General features: G+C 66.4%; 19 protein-coding genes and 1 pseudogene. 11 read left to right on the top strand and 9 right to left on the bottom strand.

Annotated elements, in window-relative coordinates; all coding sequences use genetic code 11:
• Positions 1 to 241: 241 nt before the first annotated feature.
• The gene (locus ACIGJG_RS28300; RefSeq protein WP_483673493.1) at positions 242 to 607 is read right to left on the bottom strand and encodes a short-chain fatty acid transporter; all 366 of its coding nucleotides are present in this window, start codon (positions 605 to 607) and stop codon (positions 242 to 244) included.
• A 257-nt stretch (positions 608 to 864) separates the two neighbouring features.
• On the opposite strand from ACIGJG_RS28300, the gene ACIGJG_RS28295 reads away from it, so the two are divergent.
• The gene (locus ACIGJG_RS28295) at positions 865 to 2565 is read left to right on the top strand and encodes an MBL fold metallo-hydrolase (RefSeq protein WP_483673492.1); all 1701 of its coding nucleotides are present in this window, start codon (positions 865 to 867) and stop codon (positions 2563 to 2565) included.
• Between the two features lie 5 nt (positions 2566 to 2570).
• On the opposite strand, the gene ACIGJG_RS28290 is transcribed toward ACIGJG_RS28295, so the two are convergent.
• Entirely contained in the window at positions 2571 to 3371 is an 801-nt protein-coding gene (locus ACIGJG_RS28290; RefSeq protein ID WP_011300369.1) for an anti-sigma factor family protein, read from the bottom strand.
• Positions 3358 to 3981, bottom strand: a complete 624-nt coding sequence (locus ACIGJG_RS28285; protein ID WP_011300370.1) for an RNA polymerase sigma factor — start codon at positions 3979 to 3981, stop codon at positions 3358 to 3360. The genes ACIGJG_RS28290 and ACIGJG_RS28285 overlap by 14 nt, the downstream gene beginning before the upstream one ends.
• 189 nt (positions 3982 to 4170) lie before the next feature.
• On the opposite strand from ACIGJG_RS28285, the gene ACIGJG_RS28280 reads away from it, so the two are divergent.
• From ACIGJG_RS28280 to ACIGJG_RS28260, 5 genes are all read left to right on the top strand, one after another.
• Positions 4171 to 5058 (top strand): metallophosphoesterase family protein, encoded by an 888-nt coding sequence (locus ACIGJG_RS28280; protein WP_140950123.1) that lies wholly within the window; start codon positions 4171 to 4173, stop codon positions 5056 to 5058.
• Positions 5059 to 5081: 23 nt separating this feature from the next.
• Positions 5082 to 5456, top strand: a complete 375-nt coding sequence (locus ACIGJG_RS28275; protein ID WP_011300372.1) for a cupredoxin domain-containing protein — start codon at positions 5082 to 5084, stop codon at positions 5454 to 5456.
• Positions 5457 to 5525: 69 nt separating this feature from the next.
• Complete coding sequence (locus ACIGJG_RS28270) at positions 5526 to 6344, top strand: class I SAM-dependent methyltransferase (RefSeq protein ID WP_140950121.1); 819 nt, start codon at positions 5526 to 5528, stop codon at positions 6342 to 6344.
• 171 nt (positions 6345 to 6515) lie between these two features.
• On the top strand, positions 6516 to 6668 hold the full coding sequence (locus tag ACIGJG_RS28265; RefSeq protein ID WP_166487079.1) for a hypothetical protein: 153 nt from the start codon (positions 6516 to 6518) through the stop codon (positions 6666 to 6668).
• 120 nt (positions 6669 to 6788) lie between these two features.
• A complete protein-coding gene (locus ACIGJG_RS28260) occupies positions 6789 to 7991 on the top strand; it encodes a GGDEF domain-containing protein (protein ID WP_140950120.1) in 1203 nt (400 codons plus the stop codon).
• A 25-nt stretch (positions 7992 to 8016) separates the two neighbouring features.
• Here the strand turns inward: ACIGJG_RS28260 and ACIGJG_RS28255 are convergent, their stop codons facing one another.
• Entirely contained in the window at positions 8017 to 9033 is a 1017-nt protein-coding gene (locus tag ACIGJG_RS28255; protein WP_011300375.1) for an AraC family transcriptional regulator, read from the bottom strand.
• 165 nt (positions 9034 to 9198) lie between these two features.
• Here ACIGJG_RS28255 and ACIGJG_RS28250 point away from each other — a divergent pair, with 165 nt between their 5' ends.
• The 5 genes from ACIGJG_RS28250 to ACIGJG_RS28230 are packed head-to-tail and all read left to right on the top strand — an operon-like array spanning position 9199 to position 14777.
• Positions 9199 to 10332 (top strand): acyl-CoA dehydrogenase family protein, encoded by a 1134-nt coding sequence (locus ACIGJG_RS28250; protein WP_011300376.1) that lies wholly within the window; start codon positions 9199 to 9201, stop codon positions 10330 to 10332.
• A 60-nt stretch (positions 10333 to 10392) separates the two neighbouring features.
• Complete coding sequence (locus ACIGJG_RS28245) at positions 10393 to 11916, top strand: CoA-acylating methylmalonate-semialdehyde dehydrogenase (protein ID WP_140950119.1); 1524 nt, start codon at positions 10393 to 10395, stop codon at positions 11914 to 11916.
• A gap of 44 nt (positions 11917 to 11960) precedes the next feature.
• Positions 11961 to 12854: a 3-hydroxyisobutyrate dehydrogenase gene (mmsB, locus tag ACIGJG_RS28240; RefSeq protein WP_011300378.1), complete on the top strand. Its 894-nt coding sequence runs from the start codon at positions 11961 to 11963 to the stop codon at positions 12852 to 12854.
• Between the two features lie 12 nt (positions 12855 to 12866).
• A complete protein-coding gene (locus tag ACIGJG_RS28235) occupies positions 12867 to 13637 on the top strand; it encodes an enoyl-CoA hydratase (RefSeq protein WP_011300379.1) in 771 nt (256 codons plus the stop codon).
• A gap of 9 nt (positions 13638 to 13646) precedes the next feature.
• The gene (locus tag ACIGJG_RS28230; RefSeq protein WP_483673489.1) at positions 13647 to 14777 is read left to right on the top strand and encodes an enoyl-CoA hydratase/isomerase family protein; all 1131 of its coding nucleotides are present in this window, start codon (positions 13647 to 13649) and stop codon (positions 14775 to 14777) included.
• 34 nt (positions 14778 to 14811) lie between these two features.
• Here the strand turns inward: ACIGJG_RS28230 and ACIGJG_RS28225 are convergent, their stop codons facing one another.
• The 5 genes and pseudogenes from ACIGJG_RS28225 to ACIGJG_RS28205 form a co-directional block, all read right to left on the bottom strand.
• The gene (locus tag ACIGJG_RS28225) at positions 14812 to 16191 is read right to left on the bottom strand and encodes a DUF1329 domain-containing protein (RefSeq protein WP_220630313.1); all 1380 of its coding nucleotides are present in this window, start codon (positions 16189 to 16191) and stop codon (positions 14812 to 14814) included.
• Positions 16192 to 16228: 37 nt separating this feature from the next.
• Entirely contained in the window at positions 16229 to 17257 is a 1029-nt protein-coding gene (locus ACIGJG_RS28220; protein WP_483673488.1) for an NADP-dependent oxidoreductase, read from the bottom strand.
• Positions 17258 to 17260: 3 nt separating this feature from the next.
• Positions 17261 to 17683: pseudogene (locus ACIGJG_RS28215) on the bottom strand (SDR family NAD(P)-dependent oxidoreductase); the annotation flags it as partial.
• A gap of 29 nt (positions 17684 to 17712) precedes the next feature.
• The gene (locus ACIGJG_RS28210; protein WP_483673487.1) at positions 17713 to 18354 is read right to left on the bottom strand and encodes a Dabb family protein; all 642 of its coding nucleotides are present in this window, start codon (positions 18352 to 18354) and stop codon (positions 17713 to 17715) included.
• On the bottom strand, positions 18344 to 18688 hold the full coding sequence (locus ACIGJG_RS28205) for a hypothetical protein (RefSeq protein ID WP_483673485.1): 345 nt from the start codon (positions 18686 to 18688) through the stop codon (positions 18344 to 18346). The genes ACIGJG_RS28210 and ACIGJG_RS28205 overlap by 11 nt, the downstream gene beginning before the upstream one ends.
• Positions 18689 to 18776: the final 88 nt, after the last annotated feature.

Genomic DNA, 18776 nt, shown 5'->3' with positions numbered 1-18776 from the left:
CGTTTCCCTGATCTGTTTTTGCGGCCGTTCATGCGGGGTCTGCAGGTGGCATGGTGCCATGTTGCCCCGGAGGCGCATCTAATTACGTCCGAATCATGTGCGCACCGCCCGGTGCGTGTCAATTGCTCTGAAGAAGGGCTTCGAGGGGAAGCGTACGAACCGGCGCCTCACGGGCCGCGCCGCCATCAGACTGTCTGCCTGTTGCAACAGCTTGTTGCGCCGGAATTCGGGCGCGCAGCGCTCAGTAGCGCAACTGTACGTCGTCCGCGCGGGCGGTGCGTCCGTTGTAAAGGCAGGTAAAGCGGAAACCGATCGAGGCCTGGCTGCTGTCGGGCTCGAAGGTGCCCTCGCCCGTCACCATCGCTATGCCGCCCGGGCGCTGGTAAACCTGCTCGCGGTCTTCCAGAAGGAAAAGGCTGCCGGGCTCGGGGTGCCCCTTCCTGACGTTGGCGGTGACGGCCTGCTCGCACGCGTCGATCGCCACGCGCGGCGCGATGCGTGGCTCGGCCGCCTGGCGCGGCGCTGGCCTGGTTGCCTGCTGCGGCGGCGTTTCGCATGCGCTAAGCAGCAAGGCGAAGGCCAGGCAAAGGTACGAGGCTCGGGACAAGGAACATCCTCCTTCATTATGTGCAGTACAGCAATCAGAGTAGGTCTTTCGGCAGGAAATGCCAAAGGCACTATTGCGCACTGCGACCCCGTCTGCGGAGATGCCCGAAGCAGAGCGAATCTGTCATCACCGCTACACTATGGGCCGAAGAATGTGAAAACGCGGCCCGGAACGCTGCGCGAAACTTGGTACCACGCCGGCGCCAGACCGGTCCAGCCACACACTGCCGCGCGGCCCTGCCCCCGCGCGCTGACACAATGACAACGACAGAGACAAGCACTACCACGAACCGACCCGCCAGTCCCTCCAAGTCCCTGCGCGCCGCAGCCAGCCTGCTGGTGGTGCGCGACGGCCCGCAGGGCATGGAAGTCCTGCTGGTGCGGCGCGTCGAGCGCGCCAACGACCGCAGCAGCGGCGCCTTCGTGTTTCCGGGCGGCACGCTCGACCCGGAACAGGACAAGGCGCTGCACATTCATGCTGCCGGCCTCGACGACACCGCCGCCAGCGAGCGCCTGAACCTGCCGGCCAACGGCCTGGACTTTTACCTGGCTGCTGTCCGCGAATGCTTCGAGGAAGCGGGACTGCTGCTTGCCTACCACCGCAACGGCGATCTGCTGGCCCCGGGCCATCTCGACGACGCGCAACTCGATTTCCTGCGCCAGGCGGTGCAGCGTGGCGGCCTCGGACTGGCGCACGCATGCGCCGAACTGGGCCTGCGCCTGGCATCCGACCGCCTGGCATACCACAGCTACTGGCTCACGCCGCCGGGCCTGCCCAAGCGCTTCGACACGCGCTTCTTTGTCGCGATCGCGCCTGCGGGCCAGATCGCCATCCACGATGGCATGGAAATCGTCGAGCATCGCTGGATCCGCCCCGGCGAAGCCGCGGACCCGGCCAGCGGCCTGCCGATGATGCATGTCACGCGCCGCACGCTGCAGTCGATCGCGCATTTTGAAACGGCGCAGGAATGCTTTGCCAGCACCTCGCTGCTGCGCGACATCGCGTGCATCATGCCCCGGCTGGCCAACGGTGCGGCGGGCGTGCGGCCCGTCATGCCCAACGAGTCGTGCTACGCCGAGATCGGCCGGATTGACCCTGAAGGCAAGACGCACGCACGCTATGAACTGGCTCCGGGCGAGCCGGTGCGGCTGTCCGAACGCGTCTGGCGCGTCACGGCCAACAACGGCAGCGTCATGACCGGGCCGGGCACCAATACATACCTGGTCGGTGGCGGTGCACGCAATGAATGGGCCGTGATCGATCCGGGCCCCGACGACGCCGCGCATGTGCAGGCAGTGCTCGCTGCCGCGCCGGGCCCGATCCGCTGGATCCTGGCCACGCACACGCACATGGACCACTCGCCCGCCGCGCCCGCATTGCGGGCCGCCACAGGCGCCACCGTGCTTGGCCGCGCCGCACCGGCCACGCAGTGGCAGGACATCGCGTTTGCGCCGGCCCGCGACCTGCAGCACGGCGAGCGCATCGCCATCGGCGACGACTGCACGCTGCGCGTGATCCATACGCCGGGTCATGCGTCCAACCACCTGTGTTTCCTGCTCGAGGAAGAGAAAACGCTTTTCACCGGCGACCACGTCATGCAGGGCTCGACGGTCGTCATCTCCCCGCCCGACGGCGATATGCGCGCCTATCTGGATTCACTGGCCGCGTTGCAGGAAGAGGATCTCGAATGGCTGGCTCCGGGCCACGGCTTCCTGATCACCCGTCCGCAGGAGGCCATCCGTCTGCTTGTGCGCCACCGCCTGCACCGCGAAGCCAAGGTGCTCAGCGCGCTGCGCGATCTCGGGCCGGCCCCGATCGAGGCGCTGCTACCGCGCGTCTATGACGACGTGCCGGAGCGCATGTACCCGGTCGCCCAGCGCTCGCTGCATGCGCACCTGCTCAAGCTTGTCGCCGATGGCAAGGCCGGGGACACAGACGGCCGCTGGCAAGCCGTCTAGCGCCGCTATGGCTGGGACGGGGCGGCGGGCGCGCCTGCCTGCCACGTCCGCCGCAGCGTACGCAGGTCGTCGGCCGACGCGTCGGTAATGGCCAGGAAACGCATGCCGTCGGCGTCCCAGCTTTCCAGCTGGTAGCCCTGCCGCGATCCGGATACCTTGGGCGGCAGGCCTGCCTGCCCCGGAACGAAGACGAAGATGTCGACGGGATGGCGGTTGCGCCGGTAGACCAGCACGGCCACCGGGCGCCCGTCCACGTAATCGAGCCTGCCTCCGGCCAGCACGAACCCCTGCGCAGTCAGGTCGCGTACCACCGGCGCATAGTCAAGCCGCCCGTTGAACCAGGGCTTAACGGTGTGCTGGTCCAGCGATGCGACGTCCATGGCGCGGCCCGACAGCAGCGCCCGCACATGGCTCGCCACGACTTCGCGGGCCACGATGTCCGCGTCGTACCGATAGCTGGCGAACTGACCGATGCCGATGGCCACCGCGACCACCATCGCCAGCGCCAGGCCCGCGCGCGCCGGATAGCTCCAGCTAAGCCATCTGCCGAGGCCGCCCCACCGGCTGCCGCGCTCGCGCTGGACAGGCGCCGGCAGGCTGGCCAGCAGCCGGGCCCGCAACTCGCCGTCCGCACGATGATAGGTAGCGCCTTCCCGCACCGCGTCGCGCAATGCCTGGATGCGGGCGATCTCTGCAGCGCAGACCGGGCAGGACGCCAGGTGCGGACCCAGCCGCGCCAGCTCACCGGGGCCGAGTTCGCCGTCCGCGCTGGCATGCAGCAGCAGCCGTGCTTCATTGCAGTCCATTGCCCACCTCCCCGGCCGTTCCTGCCAGGCCATCGACCGTTGCCACACCGCCCGACGGCTGTCCGGCCCGCTCCACGCGCAGTGCGCTTACCGCCACTGCCAGTGCCTGCCGTGCGCGCGCAAGGCGTGACATGACCGTGCCGAGCGGAATCGCGGCAACCTGAGCGATGTCGCGGTAACACATATCCTCCAGCTCGCGCAGCACGATGACTTCCCGCAGCGGCGCGGACAAGCGCGCGAGCGCTTCATGCACGAGACGAACGTCTTCTGCACGCAGCAGGCAGCACAGCGGCTCCCGTTCGGCGGCGTCCTGCCAGCCGGGCAAGGCCTGGGCGGCATCGACGCCGTCTTCGTACGTCGCAGCGTCGCGGGACGGCTGGTCGCGGTTCCAAGCCGAGAACCACGTATTGCGCACGATGGCCAGCAGCCATGGCCGCGGCCTGTCACCGTGATAGCTGCCAAAGTAGGTGTAGGCGCGCAACAGCGCCTCCTGCACCACGTCTTCCGCTTCGGCCGCGCTGCCGCTCAGCCATCGTGCGAGGTTGTAGGCCGCATCGAGGTGCGGCAGGACCAGCTCGGCAAACCGGTGGCGCTCGTCAGCGGCGTTCACGGTACTCCTTTGGGTCAATCGGACGGAGCATGCTGGGGCCTCCGCTCAGCGTGTTTACCGGGATTCGATCCAGTTTATTCCGCCGTCGCGGCATTGCCCTACCAACGCCTTGCGCGCCGGAATAAAAGCCGTCGCCGCCCGGTATGACAGGCAACCGGCCCTCCACCGGTCCTCCCACAGGAGCACACCATGTCAGCCATACCTTCCCCCGACCGCCGCGATTTCCTGCGCCTTGCCGCCGCGGCCGGCGGCGCCGTGCTCGCCTCGGCGCTGCCAGGCTGGGCCGCCTCGCCCGGCAAGGATTTCTACTTCGTGCAGCTGTCCGACCTGCACTGGGGCTTCCAGGGGCCGCCCAATCCGGACGCGCGCGGCACGCTGCCCAAGGCCATCGCCGCGGTCAACGCGCTGCCCGCCCCGCCAGACTTCATCGTCTTCACGGGCGACCTGACCCACACCACGGACGATCCCGACGAGCGGCGCCGGCGCATGCGCGAAGTGAAGGCACAGATCGACACGCTCCAGGTCAAGACGCGTTACCTGATGCCGGGCGAACACGACGCCGGCCTCGACCGCGGCGAGGCGTTCCAGGAGATTTTCGGTCCGACGCACTACAGCTTCGACCACCAGGGCGTGCATTTCGTCGCGCTCGATAACGTATCGGATCCCGCCGGCCGCGTCGGAGCGGCGCAGATCGAATGGCTGGTCTCGGATCTCGCGCGGTTGCCACACGAAGCGCCCATCGTCATCCTCACGCACCGGCCGTTGTTCGATCTCTACCCGCAATGGGACTGGGCCACGCGCGACGGCGCCGATGTCCTGCAGCGCCTGGACCCATACAGCAATGTCACCGTGTTCTATGGCCATATCCACCAGGAACACCATCACCAGACCGGCCATATCATCCATCACGCCGCTCGCTCGCTGATGTTCCCGCTGCCGCCGCCGGCATCGCAGCCGCTGCGCCAGCCGGTGCCATGGGATGCCGAACACCCGTACCGCGGCCTGGGATGGCGGCAGGTGGCAGCGCGGCAGGCACCGCCGCGGCTGGCCCTGGAAGAAAAGCCCGTCACCGCCTGAGCACAGCATTTCGGAGAACGATCATGATCCAAAAAGCTTCATTCCGTCCCGAACGCCGCCGTCATCTTGCCTGGCTTGCGGCCATGGCGGCCACGGCGCCGTTCTGGACGGCGTCGGCCGCCGTGCCGCGGCGCATCGCCGTGACCGCGCGCCGCTTTGTCTTTACGCCGGACCGCATTGCGCTGCACAAGAACGAGTCCGTGATCCTCGCGCTCACGGCGGTAGACGTGGTGATGGGCTTCAGCGTGCCCGACCTCGGCATCCGCGTCGACCTGCCGCCGGGCAAGACCGTGGAAGTCCCGATCAATGCCGCCGCAGCGGGGTCACACCTGTTCCTTTGCGACATCTTCTGCGGCTCGGGGCACGAGTCGATGAACGGGCAGATCGAGGTAAGTTGAGCATGGCGCCCGACTCGGCCTAGCATGAAGGGAGTCGGCCGGCCCTTCTGTCCGGCACGGGAGACAGCCATGCAGCAAACCGCCAGTGACAAGGCCTTCACGGGGGCCATCCCGGAGCTATACGAGCGCTACCTCGTACCGATGATCTTTGCGCCGTACGCCGCCGACCTGGCACGCCGGGCCGCCGCTCTTCGGCCGGCCAGCGTGCTCGAAATCGCGGCCGGCACCGGTGCGCTCACCCGCGAGCTGGCCCGAACGTTGCCGCCGGACGCCGAGATCGTCGCAACGGACCTGAACTCGCCCATGCTGGCGCGGGCCGAGGCGGTGGGCACCAGCCGCCCGGTAAGCTGGCAGACAGCAGATGCCATGCAGTTACCGTTTGATGATGGCCGCTTCGATCTGGTTGTCTGCCAGTTCGGCGCCATGTTCTTTCCGGACAAGGGCGCGGCATTCGGCGAAGCACGCCGCGTACTGGCGCCGGGTGGCACCCTGCTGTTCAACGTTTGGGACCGCATCGAGGATAACCACTTCGCGCATACCGTCACCCGGGCGCTGGCAGAACTGTTCCCCGCATCGCCACCGGATTTCATGGCGCGCATCCCGCACGGCTACTACCGGCAAGCCGAGATCGCCGGGCACCTGCTGCAGGGTGGCTTCCGGTCGGAACCAGCTTTCGAGACGCTGGCGGTAACCAGCACCGCGGCGTCCGCGCACATCGTCGCGGTGGCTTACTGCCAGGGAACGCCGCTGCGTGTGGACCTCGAATCCCGGGGTGCCGATGCCTTGCAGCGCGCTACCGACGCTTCGGAGCAAGCCCTTGCGCAGGAGTTCGGGACCGGTCCTGTCGCGGGGCGGATTCAGGCCCATGTGGTCGCCGTTCTGTCATGACTGCAGGCCGCGTGCGCCGACGGGCTTCGCCGTGGCAGCAACCGGGACTTCGGGACAACTGATCCCCACGCTCGTAGGGACAACCCCCAATCAGGTGATGTTGGGTTAGGTGCTGCTTTTCATAATGTCCTCTCGAACGGTCATAGAGAACCGGAATCCGAAGGGGTCGGAATGGAATACGTTACGTCGCTGGGCGCCTATATGGTCGCTGTCCTGGTTGCGTTGCTGGTTGCGGCGCGCTGGCTCCTGAAGCACGATCCGGCGCTGCGCGTCGAGCCATGGCGAGATCCGGATGGCCGGGCCTGCGCCCGTCCGCGCGACTGAGCGGCCCGCCCGGCGCGGCGCCGAACCACGGCACGAAGGGGGGCGGAAGAGCTGGCTTTACCGCACACCGTATCATTACGGCTTTGCCTCAGCGGCTGACCTGCTCCTGGATTTCCACCGATGTCCGTCCCTACCGCGCTGCTTGTGATCACCGCGGCGCTGAGCGCCATGATGCTGGCCATCGTCTGGTCTCTGCGGCGCTGCGGGCTTCCCGGCGTGCCGGACTGGTGCAACGCCAACCTGCTTGTCACCATCTCGCTGGTGCTGTTCACGCTGCGCGGCTATGTCAACGACATTTTTTCGCTGGTCATGGCAAACGCTGCCCTTGCCGGCGCGCTGGCGCTGTTCTATGCCGGATGCGTGCGGTTCTGTGGCGGCCAGCCTCGCTGGGGCAGACTGGCCGCCGGCCTGCTGGCCACCATGGCTGTGGTGGTGGCCTGGCGCTATGTCTTCGATGTCTTCACTACGCGTGTGGTCGCGGTCTCCGCCTTTCACGCGGTGCTGTGCGCGCTGACGGGCATCACCCTGATCCGCTGGCGGCCCCGTAGTCGCTTTGGCCACTACCATCTGACAACGGCCGGCTTCGCGCTGTTTTTCGCGCTTGGCCACACCGCGCGAGGGCTGCTGTCGGCGTTCTCGCTGATGGGCGATCCCTACAGCCTGCAGTCGCTTGGCCTGAATACCTTCTTCCTGACCCTGGGTGCCCTTGTCATGCCAGCGCTGACCATGGGTGCGGTGCTCATGATCCATGACACCATGGTGCGCAGGCTGGAGGCCATCGCCAATACCGATGGACTGACGGGCGTGATGTCGCGCAAGGCCTGGGAGGACATGGCTAGCCGTGCGCTTGCAGCAGGGGCCCGCGGTGGCGTCCCGCCGGCGCTTCTCATCATCGACATCGACCGCTTCAAGGGCGTTAATGACACCTACGGGCACGCCGCGGGTGATGCTGTCCTCAAGGGCTTTGCCATCCTGGCGGGCGCGCAAGTGCGCTCAACTGATAGCCTTGGCCGGCTCGGCGGCGAAGAGTTTGCCGTCGTCCTGCCGGCCACGCGCGTCGCCGATGCCGTGGTCATCTCGGAACGCATCCGCGCAGGCGCGGAGCAGCACGCGGTTCGTATCGGAGAACACGGCACGATTGTTCGCTACACCATCAGCGGCGGCGTGGCGTGCTTGCGCCCCGGCGAGACCCTAGCCCAGCTTAGCGCGCGTGCCGATGCCGCGTTGTACCGGGCCAAGCTGGAAGGCCGCAACCGGATCGTTGTGCATGAAGACAGGCAGACCACCGCAACGGCACCGGCGCGCGAAGCACTGCCCGCCTGACTACCCGATCGGCCAGGTGGCAGCCCTAGTCTTCCGCTGCAACGCCGCGATAAGCGCCGGGACGAGACCCCGTCCAGCGTCGGAACGCGCGGTGGAAGGCGCCCGGCTCGGCAAAGCCCAGTTCGGCCGCGATATCCGCCACGGGCCTGGTGGTGCGGCTCAGCGCGTCGATCGCCAGATCGCGCCGCAGCTGGTCCTTGAGATCCTGGTAGCTCGCGCCTTCGTCCATCAGGCGCCGGCGCAGTGACGACGCCGACAGGTTCAGGCTTAGCGCCAGCGATTCGAACGTGGGCCACTGTTCGGGGCGCTGGTTACGCAACTGCCGCCGCACGCGCGCGGCCACGCTGCTGCGGTCCGAATACTTGACCACGACATTGTGCGGCGCATCACGCAGGAATGACTTCAGCCCGCGCTCGTCCACCCGCACGGGCTGGTCAAGCAAGTCCGCGTCGAACACCAGCGCGGTGGCCGGCTGCCCGAAAGCGGTCTGGCGCGAATACATGACCCGATACTCCTCGCTGTAAGGTGGCTCTGGATAGGCGAACGAGGCCAACAGGATCGGTACGCGGCGGTGCAGCAGCCAGCTCATCAGGCCCTGCAGCATGATCAGCATGGTTTCCTGCGCGAAGATGCCGGGCAGGCGCCCTTGCGCCGCGGATGGCGCCGTCAGCACCAGCGCCGCGCGGTCCTCATGCCGTTCGAGCCTGACGCCGATATCGTCAAGCAGCAACCCGAAGTAGCGCGCGACCCGCTCCAGCGCCTGCGCAAAAGTGCGGCTGGCCGCGACGGCATGGCACAGCATGGCGAAACTGCCGCATTTCATGCTGCGCGAATCCTGGCCGAAGAACTCGTCGTCGAGCGCGGCGGCCACGGCCATCCACAGGTCGCTGTAGCTCGACGTGGAGACGCGCGCCTGCGGCACCGACAGCAGCGCCGGCGCTATGCCGGCACTGCGCAGCACCGGTTCGGGATCCAGCCCGCGGGCCTGCAGCCCCGAGATGGCATGGTGGACAAAGCAAATCGCGACGCTGCCTTTTTCCATAGTGCGGCCACGGCCCGGCGGCCTCAGGCGGCCCGGACGGATGGCATTCGAGTTCACAAAGAATGGCGGATTTTGGCATAGGAGCCGCGGCAGGCGGTTTCTACACTGCGCCTGTTCACCAGAAAACCATCCGAAGACTCCTTTATCGCGCGCCGCGCCCCTGCCATGCACAGCGACTACACCGAAGAGCAAATCATGATCCGCGACTCCGCGCGCGCCTTTGCAAGCGAACGGCTCGCTGCCGGCGCCGCCGAGTGGGACCGCGCCGGCCGGCTGCCCGAAGAGGTCGTGGCCGAGATGGGCGCGCTAGGCCTGCTCGGCATGATCGTGCCCGAGGAATGGGGCGGTACCTACACCGACTACGTGGCCTACGCGCTCGCCATCGAGGAAATCGCTGCCGGTTGCGCCGCCTGCGCAACGCTCATGAGCGTGCACAACTCGGTCGGTTGCGGGCCGATCCTGCACTACGGCACCGAGGCACAGAAGCAGCGCTACCTGGCGCGCCTGGCCAGTGGCGAACTGATCGGCGCGTTCTGCCTGACCGAACCGCAGGCCGGCTCCGAAGCCCACAACCTGCGCACGCGCGCCCGGCCCTCTGAGCGCGGCTGGGTGCTGAACGGCAGCAAGCAGTTCGTCACCAACGGCCAGCGCGCCGGCGTGGCGGTGGTCTTTGCCGCGACAGAGCCCGAACGCGGCAAGAAAGGGATCTCCGCGTTCCTGGTGCCGACCGACACGCCGGGCTTCATCGTCCATGCGCCGGAGAAGAAGCTTGGCATCCGCGCGTCCGACACCTGTGCCATCACGCTTGAAGATTGCGAAGTGCCGGCCGACGCGCTGCTCGGCGAGCCCGGCGAGGGCCTGCGCATCGCGTTGTCCAACCTCGAAGGCGGGCGCATCGGCATTGCGGCGCAGGCCATCGGCATTGCCCGCTCGGCATTCGAAGCCGCGTGCCGCTACGCATCCGAGCGTGTGCAGTTCGGCCGGCCACTGCGCGAGCACCCGCCCATCGCGAACATGCTTGCCGACATGGCGACAGAGTTGAACGCCGCGCGACTGCTGGTGCATCGCGCCGCACGCATGCGTACGCAAGGGTTGCCGTGCCTGTCGGAAGCATCGCAGGCAAAGCTCTATGCGTCGGAACTCGCCGAACGCGTCTGTTCCAAGGCGCTGCAGATCCATGGCGGCTATGGCTACCTCGAGGACTACCCCGTCGAGCGCCACTACCGCGACGCCCGAATCACCCAGATCTATGAAGGCACCAGCGAGATCCAGCGCATGCTGATCGCGCGCAGCCTGTAACACCCCGCCCTATTGAAGCTGCCTGACTTGCATCCCAATCCAGAACCGACCGGAGACATCATGAGTGCACTGCCCCAGACCGCCAACGCCGTTCCGTCCGTCCCGCTGCTGATCAACGGCGAATGGGTGGAGTCTTCCGCCACCGAATTCCGCGACGTGGTCAATCCCGCCACGCAGGAAGTGCTGGCGCGCGTACCGCTGGCCACCGCCAGCGAAGTCGCCGCGGCCGTGGACTCCGCCCACCGCGCGTTCGCCACCTGGCGCCACACGCCGATCGGCGCGCGCCTGCGCATCATGCTGCGCTACCAGGCACTCATCCGTGAACACAGCAAGCGTATTGCCGCCATCCTGACGGCCGAGCAAGGCAAGACGCTGGCCGATGCGGAGGGCGATATCTTCCGCGGCCTGGAAGTGGTCGAGCACGCCTGCTCGATCGGCACGCTGCAGCAAGGCGGCTTTGCCGAGAACGTGGCCGCCACCGTCGATACCTATACGCTGCAGCAGCCCATCGGCGTGTGCGCCGGCATTACGCCGTTCAACTTCCCGGCGATGATCCCGTTGTGGATGTTCCCGATGGCGATCGTCTGCGGCAATACCTTCGTACTCAAGCCGTCGGAGCAGGATCCGCTGTCGACCATGGAACTGGTGAAGCTGGCCGTCGAAGCAGGCGTGCCGCCGGGCGTGCTGAACGTCGTGCATGGCGCCAAGAACGTCGTCGATGCGCTGTGCACGCACCCGGACATCAAGGCCGTTTCCTTCGTCGGATCCACCGCCGTGGGCACCCATGTCTACAACCTGGCGGGCGCGCACGGCAAGCGTGTTCAGTCGATGATGGGCGCGAAGAACCACGCCGTGGTGCTGCCCGACGCGCACAAGGAGCAGACGCTGAATGCACTCGTCGGCGCGGGCTTCGGCGCTGCGGGCCAGCGCTGCATGGCGACGTCCGTGGTGGTGCTCGTCGGCGCAGCGCGTGAATGGGTGCCTGAACTCGTCGCCAAGGCGAAGACGCTCAAGGTTGGCGCCGGCGCAGAAGCTGGCACCGATGTTGGCCCCGTGGTCTCCGTCGCGGCCAAGGAACGCATCCTCGGCCTGATCGCCTCGGGGGAGAAGGAAGGCGCCAAGCTGGTGCTGGATGGCCGCAACGTGGAAGTCCCGGGCTACGCGCAAGGCAATTTCATCGGCCCGACCGTCTTCACCGATGTCACGACCGACATGTCGGTCTACACCAACGAGATCTTTGGCCCGGTGCTGGTGGTGCTGGGCGTAGAAACGCTCGACGAGGCCATCGCGCTGGTCAACCGCAACCCGTTCGGTAACGGCACCGGCGTCTTCACGCAGAGCGGCGCGGCCGCGCGCAAGTTCCAGAGCGAGATCGACGTCGGCCAGGTCGGCATCAACATCCCGATTCCGGTGCCCGTCCCCTACTTCAGCTTCACGGGTTCGCGCGGCTCCAAGCTCGGCGACCTCGGCCCGTACGGCAAGCAGGTGGTGCAGTTCTACACGCAGACCAAGACCGTGACGGCGCGCTGGTTCGACGATGCCACGGTGAATGACGGCGTGAACACCACCATCAGCCTGAAGTAAGACCCCATAGGCAACCAATAAGCACCATATCCAGGAGACCCGACATGCATATCGCCTTTATCGGCCTAGGCAACATGGGCGCCCCGATGGCGCGCAACCTGCTCAAGTCCGGTCACACGCTCACCGTCTTCGATCTCAATGCCACCGCCGTGGCATCGCTGTGCGCCGAAGGCGCAGCCTCGGCCGATTCCGCACGCAAGGCGGTGGCCGAGGCCGACTTCGTCATGACGATGCTGCCCGCCGCCGCGCATGTCCGGACGGCGTATCTCGGTGACGAGGGCGTGCTGGCGGGCGTGCGCGCCGGTGTGCCGCTGGTGGACTCGAGCACGATCGACCCGGCTACCGTGCGCGAACTGGCCGCCGCCGCTGCGGCGCACGGCAACCCGCTGGCCGATGCGCCAGTGTCCGGCGGCACCGGCGGTGCGCAGGCCGGGACGCTGACCTTCATGGTCGGCGCCACGCCGGATTTGTTCGAGCAGGTCAAGCCCGTGCTGGCCAATATGGGCCGCAACCTGGTCCATTGCGGCGACACCGGCACCGGCCAGGTCGCCAAGATCTGTAACAACCTGATCCTCGGCATCTCGATGATCGGCGTGTCCGAGGCCATGGCGCTCGGTGTGAGGCTCGGCATCGATGCCAATGTGCTCGCGGGCATCGTCAATACGTCGACGGGGCGATGCTGGTCCTCCGACACCTACAACCCCCACCCCGGCGTGATCGAGACCGCGCCGTCGTCGCGCGGCTATACGGGTGGCTTCGGCGCCGACCTGATGCTCAAGGACCTGGGCCTCGCCGCCGACGCCGCACGCAGCGTGAAGCAGCCGCTGTTCCTGGGCGCGCTGGCGCAGCAGATCTATCAGGCGATGAGTCAGGCCGGCGATGGCCAGCTCGATTTCTCCGGCGTGATCCGGCAATACCAGCCCAAGTCCGGGGCCTGACGGAGGCGACTGATGATTGAATTTTCCTTGGACGGGCATATCGCCCGTCTCACGCTGAGCCGCCCGCCCGCCAATGCATTCACCGCAGAGGGCCTGCAGCAATTGCAGGACCTGATTGCGAAGATCGACGCGAATCCGGAAGTCCGCGCCGTTGTCATCACCGGCGCGGGTGATCGCTTCTTCAGCGCGGGCGCCGACCTGAACGGCTTCGCCGAAGGCGACCGCGCCCATGCACGTGTGATGGCACAGCGCTTCGGCAGTGCCTTCGAGGCGCTGCAGAATGCGCGGCCGCTCGTGATTGCCGCGATCAACGGCTATGCCATGGGCGGCGGACTGGAATGCGCGCTCGCCTGCGATGTGCGCATCGCGGAGGAGCAGGCGCAGATGGCACTGCCCGAAGCCGCCGTGGGGCTGTTGCCATGCGGCTGTGGCACGCAAACCCTGCCGTGGTTGGTCGGCGAAGGCTGGGCCAAGCGGATGATCCTGACCAATGAGCGTGTGGATGCGGCCACGGCGCTGCGCATCGGACTGGTGGAAGAGGTGGTGCCGCGCGGCAAGGCGCTGGACACTGCACTGGCCATGGCCGAACGCGCGTGCGCCGTCAGTCCGCGCGCGGCGGCCTACAGTAAGCAGCTTGTGCACCTGTCGCGCCAGGGCGTGCCGCGCCAGGCAGCGTTTGCGCTGGAGCGCGAGCGCTTTGTCGACCTGTTCGACGGCGAGGACCAGCGCGAAGGCGTCAATGCCTTCCTGCAGAAGCGCGCGCCGCAGTGGCGCAATGCGTAGGAGCGCATCATGCGACTGACACCTGAAATCGCGCCGGGCAGTTCACTGGCCGACACCGAGCCCGAAGTCCTCTTTCAGGTCATCAACCGCGTCGGGTTGGTGACGCTGAACCGGCCGCGGCAGCTCAATGCGCTGTCCTATCCGATGATCGTGGCGCTGTCCGGTCAGCTCGAAGCGTGGGCCGGGCGGGACGATATCGAGGCCGTGGTGCTGCGCGGCGCCGGACCCAAGGCCTTCTGCGCGGGTGGCGATATCCGCGCGCTGTATGACAGCCATCGCGACGGCACGCCGCTGCAGCGCCAGTTCTTCATCGACGAATATCAGCTCGACTACCGGCTGCACCGCTATCCGAAGCCCGTGGTGGCGCTGATGGATGGCATCGTCATGGGCGGCGGCATGGGCCTGTCGCAGACCGCGCATCTGCGCGTCGTCACCGAGCGGTCGCGCGTGGCCATGCCGGAAACGGGAATCGGGCTTGTGCCCGATGTGGGCGCCAGTCACTTCCTGTCGAAAATGCCGGTCCAGCTTGCGCTGTATCTCGGCCTGACTGGTGTGACCATTGGCGCAGAAGATGCGCTGCTGTGCGGGCTGGCCGACGTCGCGGTCAACAGTGTCACGCTTGCCGCGCTCGACGATGCGCTGGCCGGCATCCGCTGGAGCGGGCAGCCGCTGGACGACGTGCGCCGTGCGCTGGTAGGCGAACCGATCTGCAGCGCGGCCGATGCACCGCTGCTCGAGGTGCTGCCGGCCCTGCTGCGGCACTTCCCTGCTGATGCCGGGCTTCCGGAAATCATCGCGAGCCTGTCCTGCCAGGACGATCCGCGCTACGCCGAATGGGCGACGCGGACGGCAGAAACGCTGCGCAAGCGCTCGCCGCTGGCCGCCTGTGCCACACGCGAACTGCTGCTGCGTGGCCGCCGGCTAGATCTGGCCGATTGCTTCCGCATGGAGCTTGCCGTAGTGGTGCAATCGTTCGCGCGCGGAGACTTCATCGAAGGCGTGCGCGCGCTGATCGTCGATAAGGACAATATGCCCCAATGGCGTATTGGCAGCTACGACGCCGTGGATGCTGCAGCGGTAGAAGCGCTGTTTGCGCACTGGTGGCAGCCGGGCGCCGATCCGCTCCACATGCTGGGCTGATGGCTGGCGCCCGGGCGCCGCTTCTCGTCCCGACCTAGTGCCCGGCGCTGCGAATCGAGTCTGGCGAAAAGTAGGCCTCGTTGAACTGGGGGCTGCTGTTCAGCCGGACTGGTTTGCCTTCGTTGGTCAACCGGTCCGCCAGATATGAACCGGCGATCAGGTCGTGATAGAAAGCGGCCGCCGGATAGTAGCGCTTGATATCGTAGGCGTAGAACGACGACTGCATATTGGTGCGCCACAACTGGCCGCGGGCGTCGTAGTTGTCCGCAAGCACGGCCATCCAGGTGTCCTCGTCCAGGTACAGCACCCGCTTGGCGTACTGGTGCCGGAAGCCCTGCTTCAATGTGGCTTCCAGAACCCAGACGCGGTGAAGCTCATAGCGGACGTAGTCGGGGCTGGGATGATTGGCGCTCAGCAACTCGGCGTACTTGACAGCGGGATCGGCCAGCTTGTAGTTGTGGTACGGAATGTAGATCTCCTTCTTGCCGACGATTTTCCACTCGTAGCGTTCGCCCGATCCATTGAACAGGCGATCGTCATCGACGGTCCGGAAGCCGCCCGGCCCCAGCGGTTGGTCAAACCCGAACTCCGGCGCCTGACGGACGCGGCGGGTGCCCGGGTTGTACTGCCACGTCCTGGCTGTATCGGAGCCTTCGCGATCCCAGAAACTTTGGGAGACGATGATATTGCCGCGTTCGCGCAACGGAAGTTCAGTTTCGACTCGCGCAAACGTGCGATCGATGAGCGTCGATCGCTTGTCCGAGGCGACGATGTTGACGGGCGACCAGATGTCATATTTCCACTTACCCCATGCCGTCTTGCCGTCGCGGTACACGACCGCCTGGTCGTAGACCGCCGCCTCTTCGGCGATGGCCGACGAAAACCGAAGGTTCCACATCAGCTCCAGGCCATTCTTCGGCACAGGGAAAGGCGCGGTCGGCGGATACTCCTTTAAGCCGTTTGCATCGGCCGTCATCTGCGTCTTCGGTGCGTAGTCGTGGATGGCCTTGTAGATGGCGTCGCCATAGCGGAAATCACGATGGCTCGGGTAGATCATCATCCGGAAGGTCGCCGGATACAGCCGGAACATGGCGAGCTGGCCATCGCTCAGATGAGCGCGGTATTGCTCCATGTTCTGGGCCGTGATTGTCGTGACCGGCTTTTCCGCAGCGTAGGAATCCGGATACGGCTCTCCTGGCCGGAACGCCGTGCCAGTCGGCGCGCCCTGCCACTTGCCGCTCCACGCCGGAATGCTGCTGTCCTTGTTCGCGGTCCGCTCGGCGCCTACAGGCGTCAGCGTGGATTCGAGCCGCTTGATCTCGTCAGGCGTCATCGTCGCCAAAGCCGGCGCGCCTAGCTGCGCAGCCGTCACCAGTGCACCGGCCACGGTGCGAAGCAGTATTGCCTTGTTCATGTGTCTCCTGTGTCTTCGATGGACGTTATCTACGGGGCTATGCAACGCGGCGGTGCTGCGCCGGGACTTCAGCTTCGGCCGGGCTGCTGACTTGCAGCACAAGCTTCGCAGGCGCCTTCCCTGACTGGACCAGCCCCAGTGCTGCTGCTGCATCTTCCAGCGGCAGGCATTCGACGCGGGGCGGCCGGATTTTTCCTGTTGCGAGCAGCTCGGAAATTTCGCGTAGCCGCGCACCGCTCGGCATCCGGCTATATGCCAGCGCGCAACGCTTGCCTCGGCGCGCGGCCTCAGCCGCATCCGGGCCGCTGTCTCCGCTGACCAGCGTCATGATGGCCACGAGGATGCCGCCTGGCTTCAGTAAATCGAGTCCATTCGGCAGCGTGCCGCATCCGACGGCGTCCAGGACAAGATCGACGCCGCCCGGCGCCCATTTCTCGACAGCGCGTTCGGTCAGATCGGACCTGTAATCGATCGGCAGATCGCAGCCAAGCGACTTCAGTTCATCGCAGCGGCTTGCGCTGCAGGTGGCAGCCACGCTGGCGCCGGCAGCGCGAGCCAACTGGATGGCAAAGGTGCCAACGGCGCCACCACCGCCGTGGATGAGCACTGTCTGTCCTGGCTTCAGTCCCCCTTCGTCAAATAGCCCCGCCCACGCCGCCAGCGCGGGCGTGGGGACCGCCGCCGCTTCGGCATCACCAAGGCCATCCGGAATCGCGACTACCGAATCCTGACTGACGGCAACGTACTCGGCGTAGGAGCCCCATTTGCCGGCGCCAACGTCGGTTTGTGCAAACACGCGTTGGCCGGGAATCCATCCCGTTACGCCCTCCCCCACGGCCGCCACGACACCACTGACATCAAAGCCGATCACGAACGGAAAGCTGTAGTGCATGAAGTTGCCGAGATAACCTTCGCGGCATTTCCAGTCGGCGGGATTGACGCCGGCACAGGCCACACGGATCAGCACTTCGCCTGCGGCGGGATCGGGAACCGGGACGTTGGCAATTCTGAGCACCTCGGGGCCGCCTGTAGCGTCGATGATGGCAGCGCGCATCAATGTCTCCATGATTCAGCCCTCCTGCAGAGTTGAACGGAGCAGACCCGGATGCGCCCAGGCCGGAACAACGGGTGGCGGCAGTTTGCCCGCCCCATCAAGCCCAAAGATCTCCAGGCCGGCGGCCAACGGGAAATGCAGGCTGTGGGCAATGCACCCCGTGCGTTGCCGGGCCGGTGTGCTGCGCAGCGCGAGTGCCGTCTCCACCAGGTATTCCACCGGCTCGACGGGATAGCCGTCGGGGATGAATCGCTCGCTGCCAGGCGTGCGGATTGCCGTGCTCGGTGCAACCGAGTTCACCGCGATATTGTCGGCCTGCAGTTCCGCGGCGAGTCCTTCCGTGAACCGGTTGATCGCCGCCTTGGCGGCTGCGTAGGCAGTGACGCCGCCGCTGCGATCAAACTCGTGGTAAGGACGTATCGGTGCCAGCGCGGTTGCAGTGTTTCCTTTCAGCATCTCGTGTCTCGTCATGACGTCCGGGTCTCCTTGCCGGCGTGGCCGGCAATCAGGCTTGTGGCAAGCGGGCAGAAGGCGTGGGAGATCGCCTCGACAGTCCAGTCGGGGCACGCGGGATCGAACCATCGGTCGACCCAGCCCCAATGAAACGGGTGCATCAGATACTCGCCGAGCAGGTCGTTCACGCTGGCAAACTCCTGTTGCCAGACATGGGTCCAGGTGTCGGCTGATGAGACGCGAGCCAGTCGCCAGTTCAGAATGCCCGGCATGTAATCGGGCATTCGTAGCAGGTCGCGCTCCAGCGCACGGACGTGCTGCTCCGAGGCTTGCGGGCGAACGCGGAACATCAGCGTTCGCCAGATGCCATCGCGCAGTACCGGGTCACGCTGACCACCGCCAATCTGGCGGTATACGACGCTGTCGACGTCTGCCAGGCCTCGCAACGTGGCAGCGAGGCTTCTCTCCGGCGCATCGGCAAACGCCAGGTCGAGCGTATAGTCGCCCGCACCAAAACTGCCCGTCATGTTCCGTCCCAGCGCCACGTGACGCACACCAGGCAGTTCACTGACACGGGCCCGAAGCTGGCGCTCCAGGTCCACTGCGGCCATGCCCGCGCAACTGGCGAGCCGGAGTTGTGCGGTCTCAAGCTTCATGTTCGCGCTCCTTTGGCCAGCGCAGCGCCACGGCTGCGTCGGACATCACATGTCGGTGACGCGTTTCGCAAAGCGCATCGACTTCAGGCCAGACAGCCATGGAAGAAGCGTCGATGCTGGCGCGCATGGCGTAGTAGGCCGGCGCATCCGCCACTTGCCACAGGAGCCGCAGCGTATTGGACACACCTTCGATGGCAGCAGGTGGTGACATCCAGCGGTGGAGAAGCGTCATGCCCCGGGCCTCGCTGTTCGGCCGGTATGAGCGTTGCAGCAGGGCGAGCACCTCGGGCGCGTGTCCGGGGTCGAGCACGATCTCGTCGAGTACGTAGATCATCGCCGGCCCTCGCAAAAAGGAAGGACGTGGCACCGGTTTTGCAATCCCGGTGTTCGCAGTCTGCAGCAGAGAAACGAGGTCATGGTTT

This window comes from Cupriavidus sp. C1SS-2L (assembly GCF_057073735.1).
The sequence above is the reverse complement of the archived record's forward strand: the minus strand, read 5'-3'. Positions and strand labels throughout refer to the sequence as shown.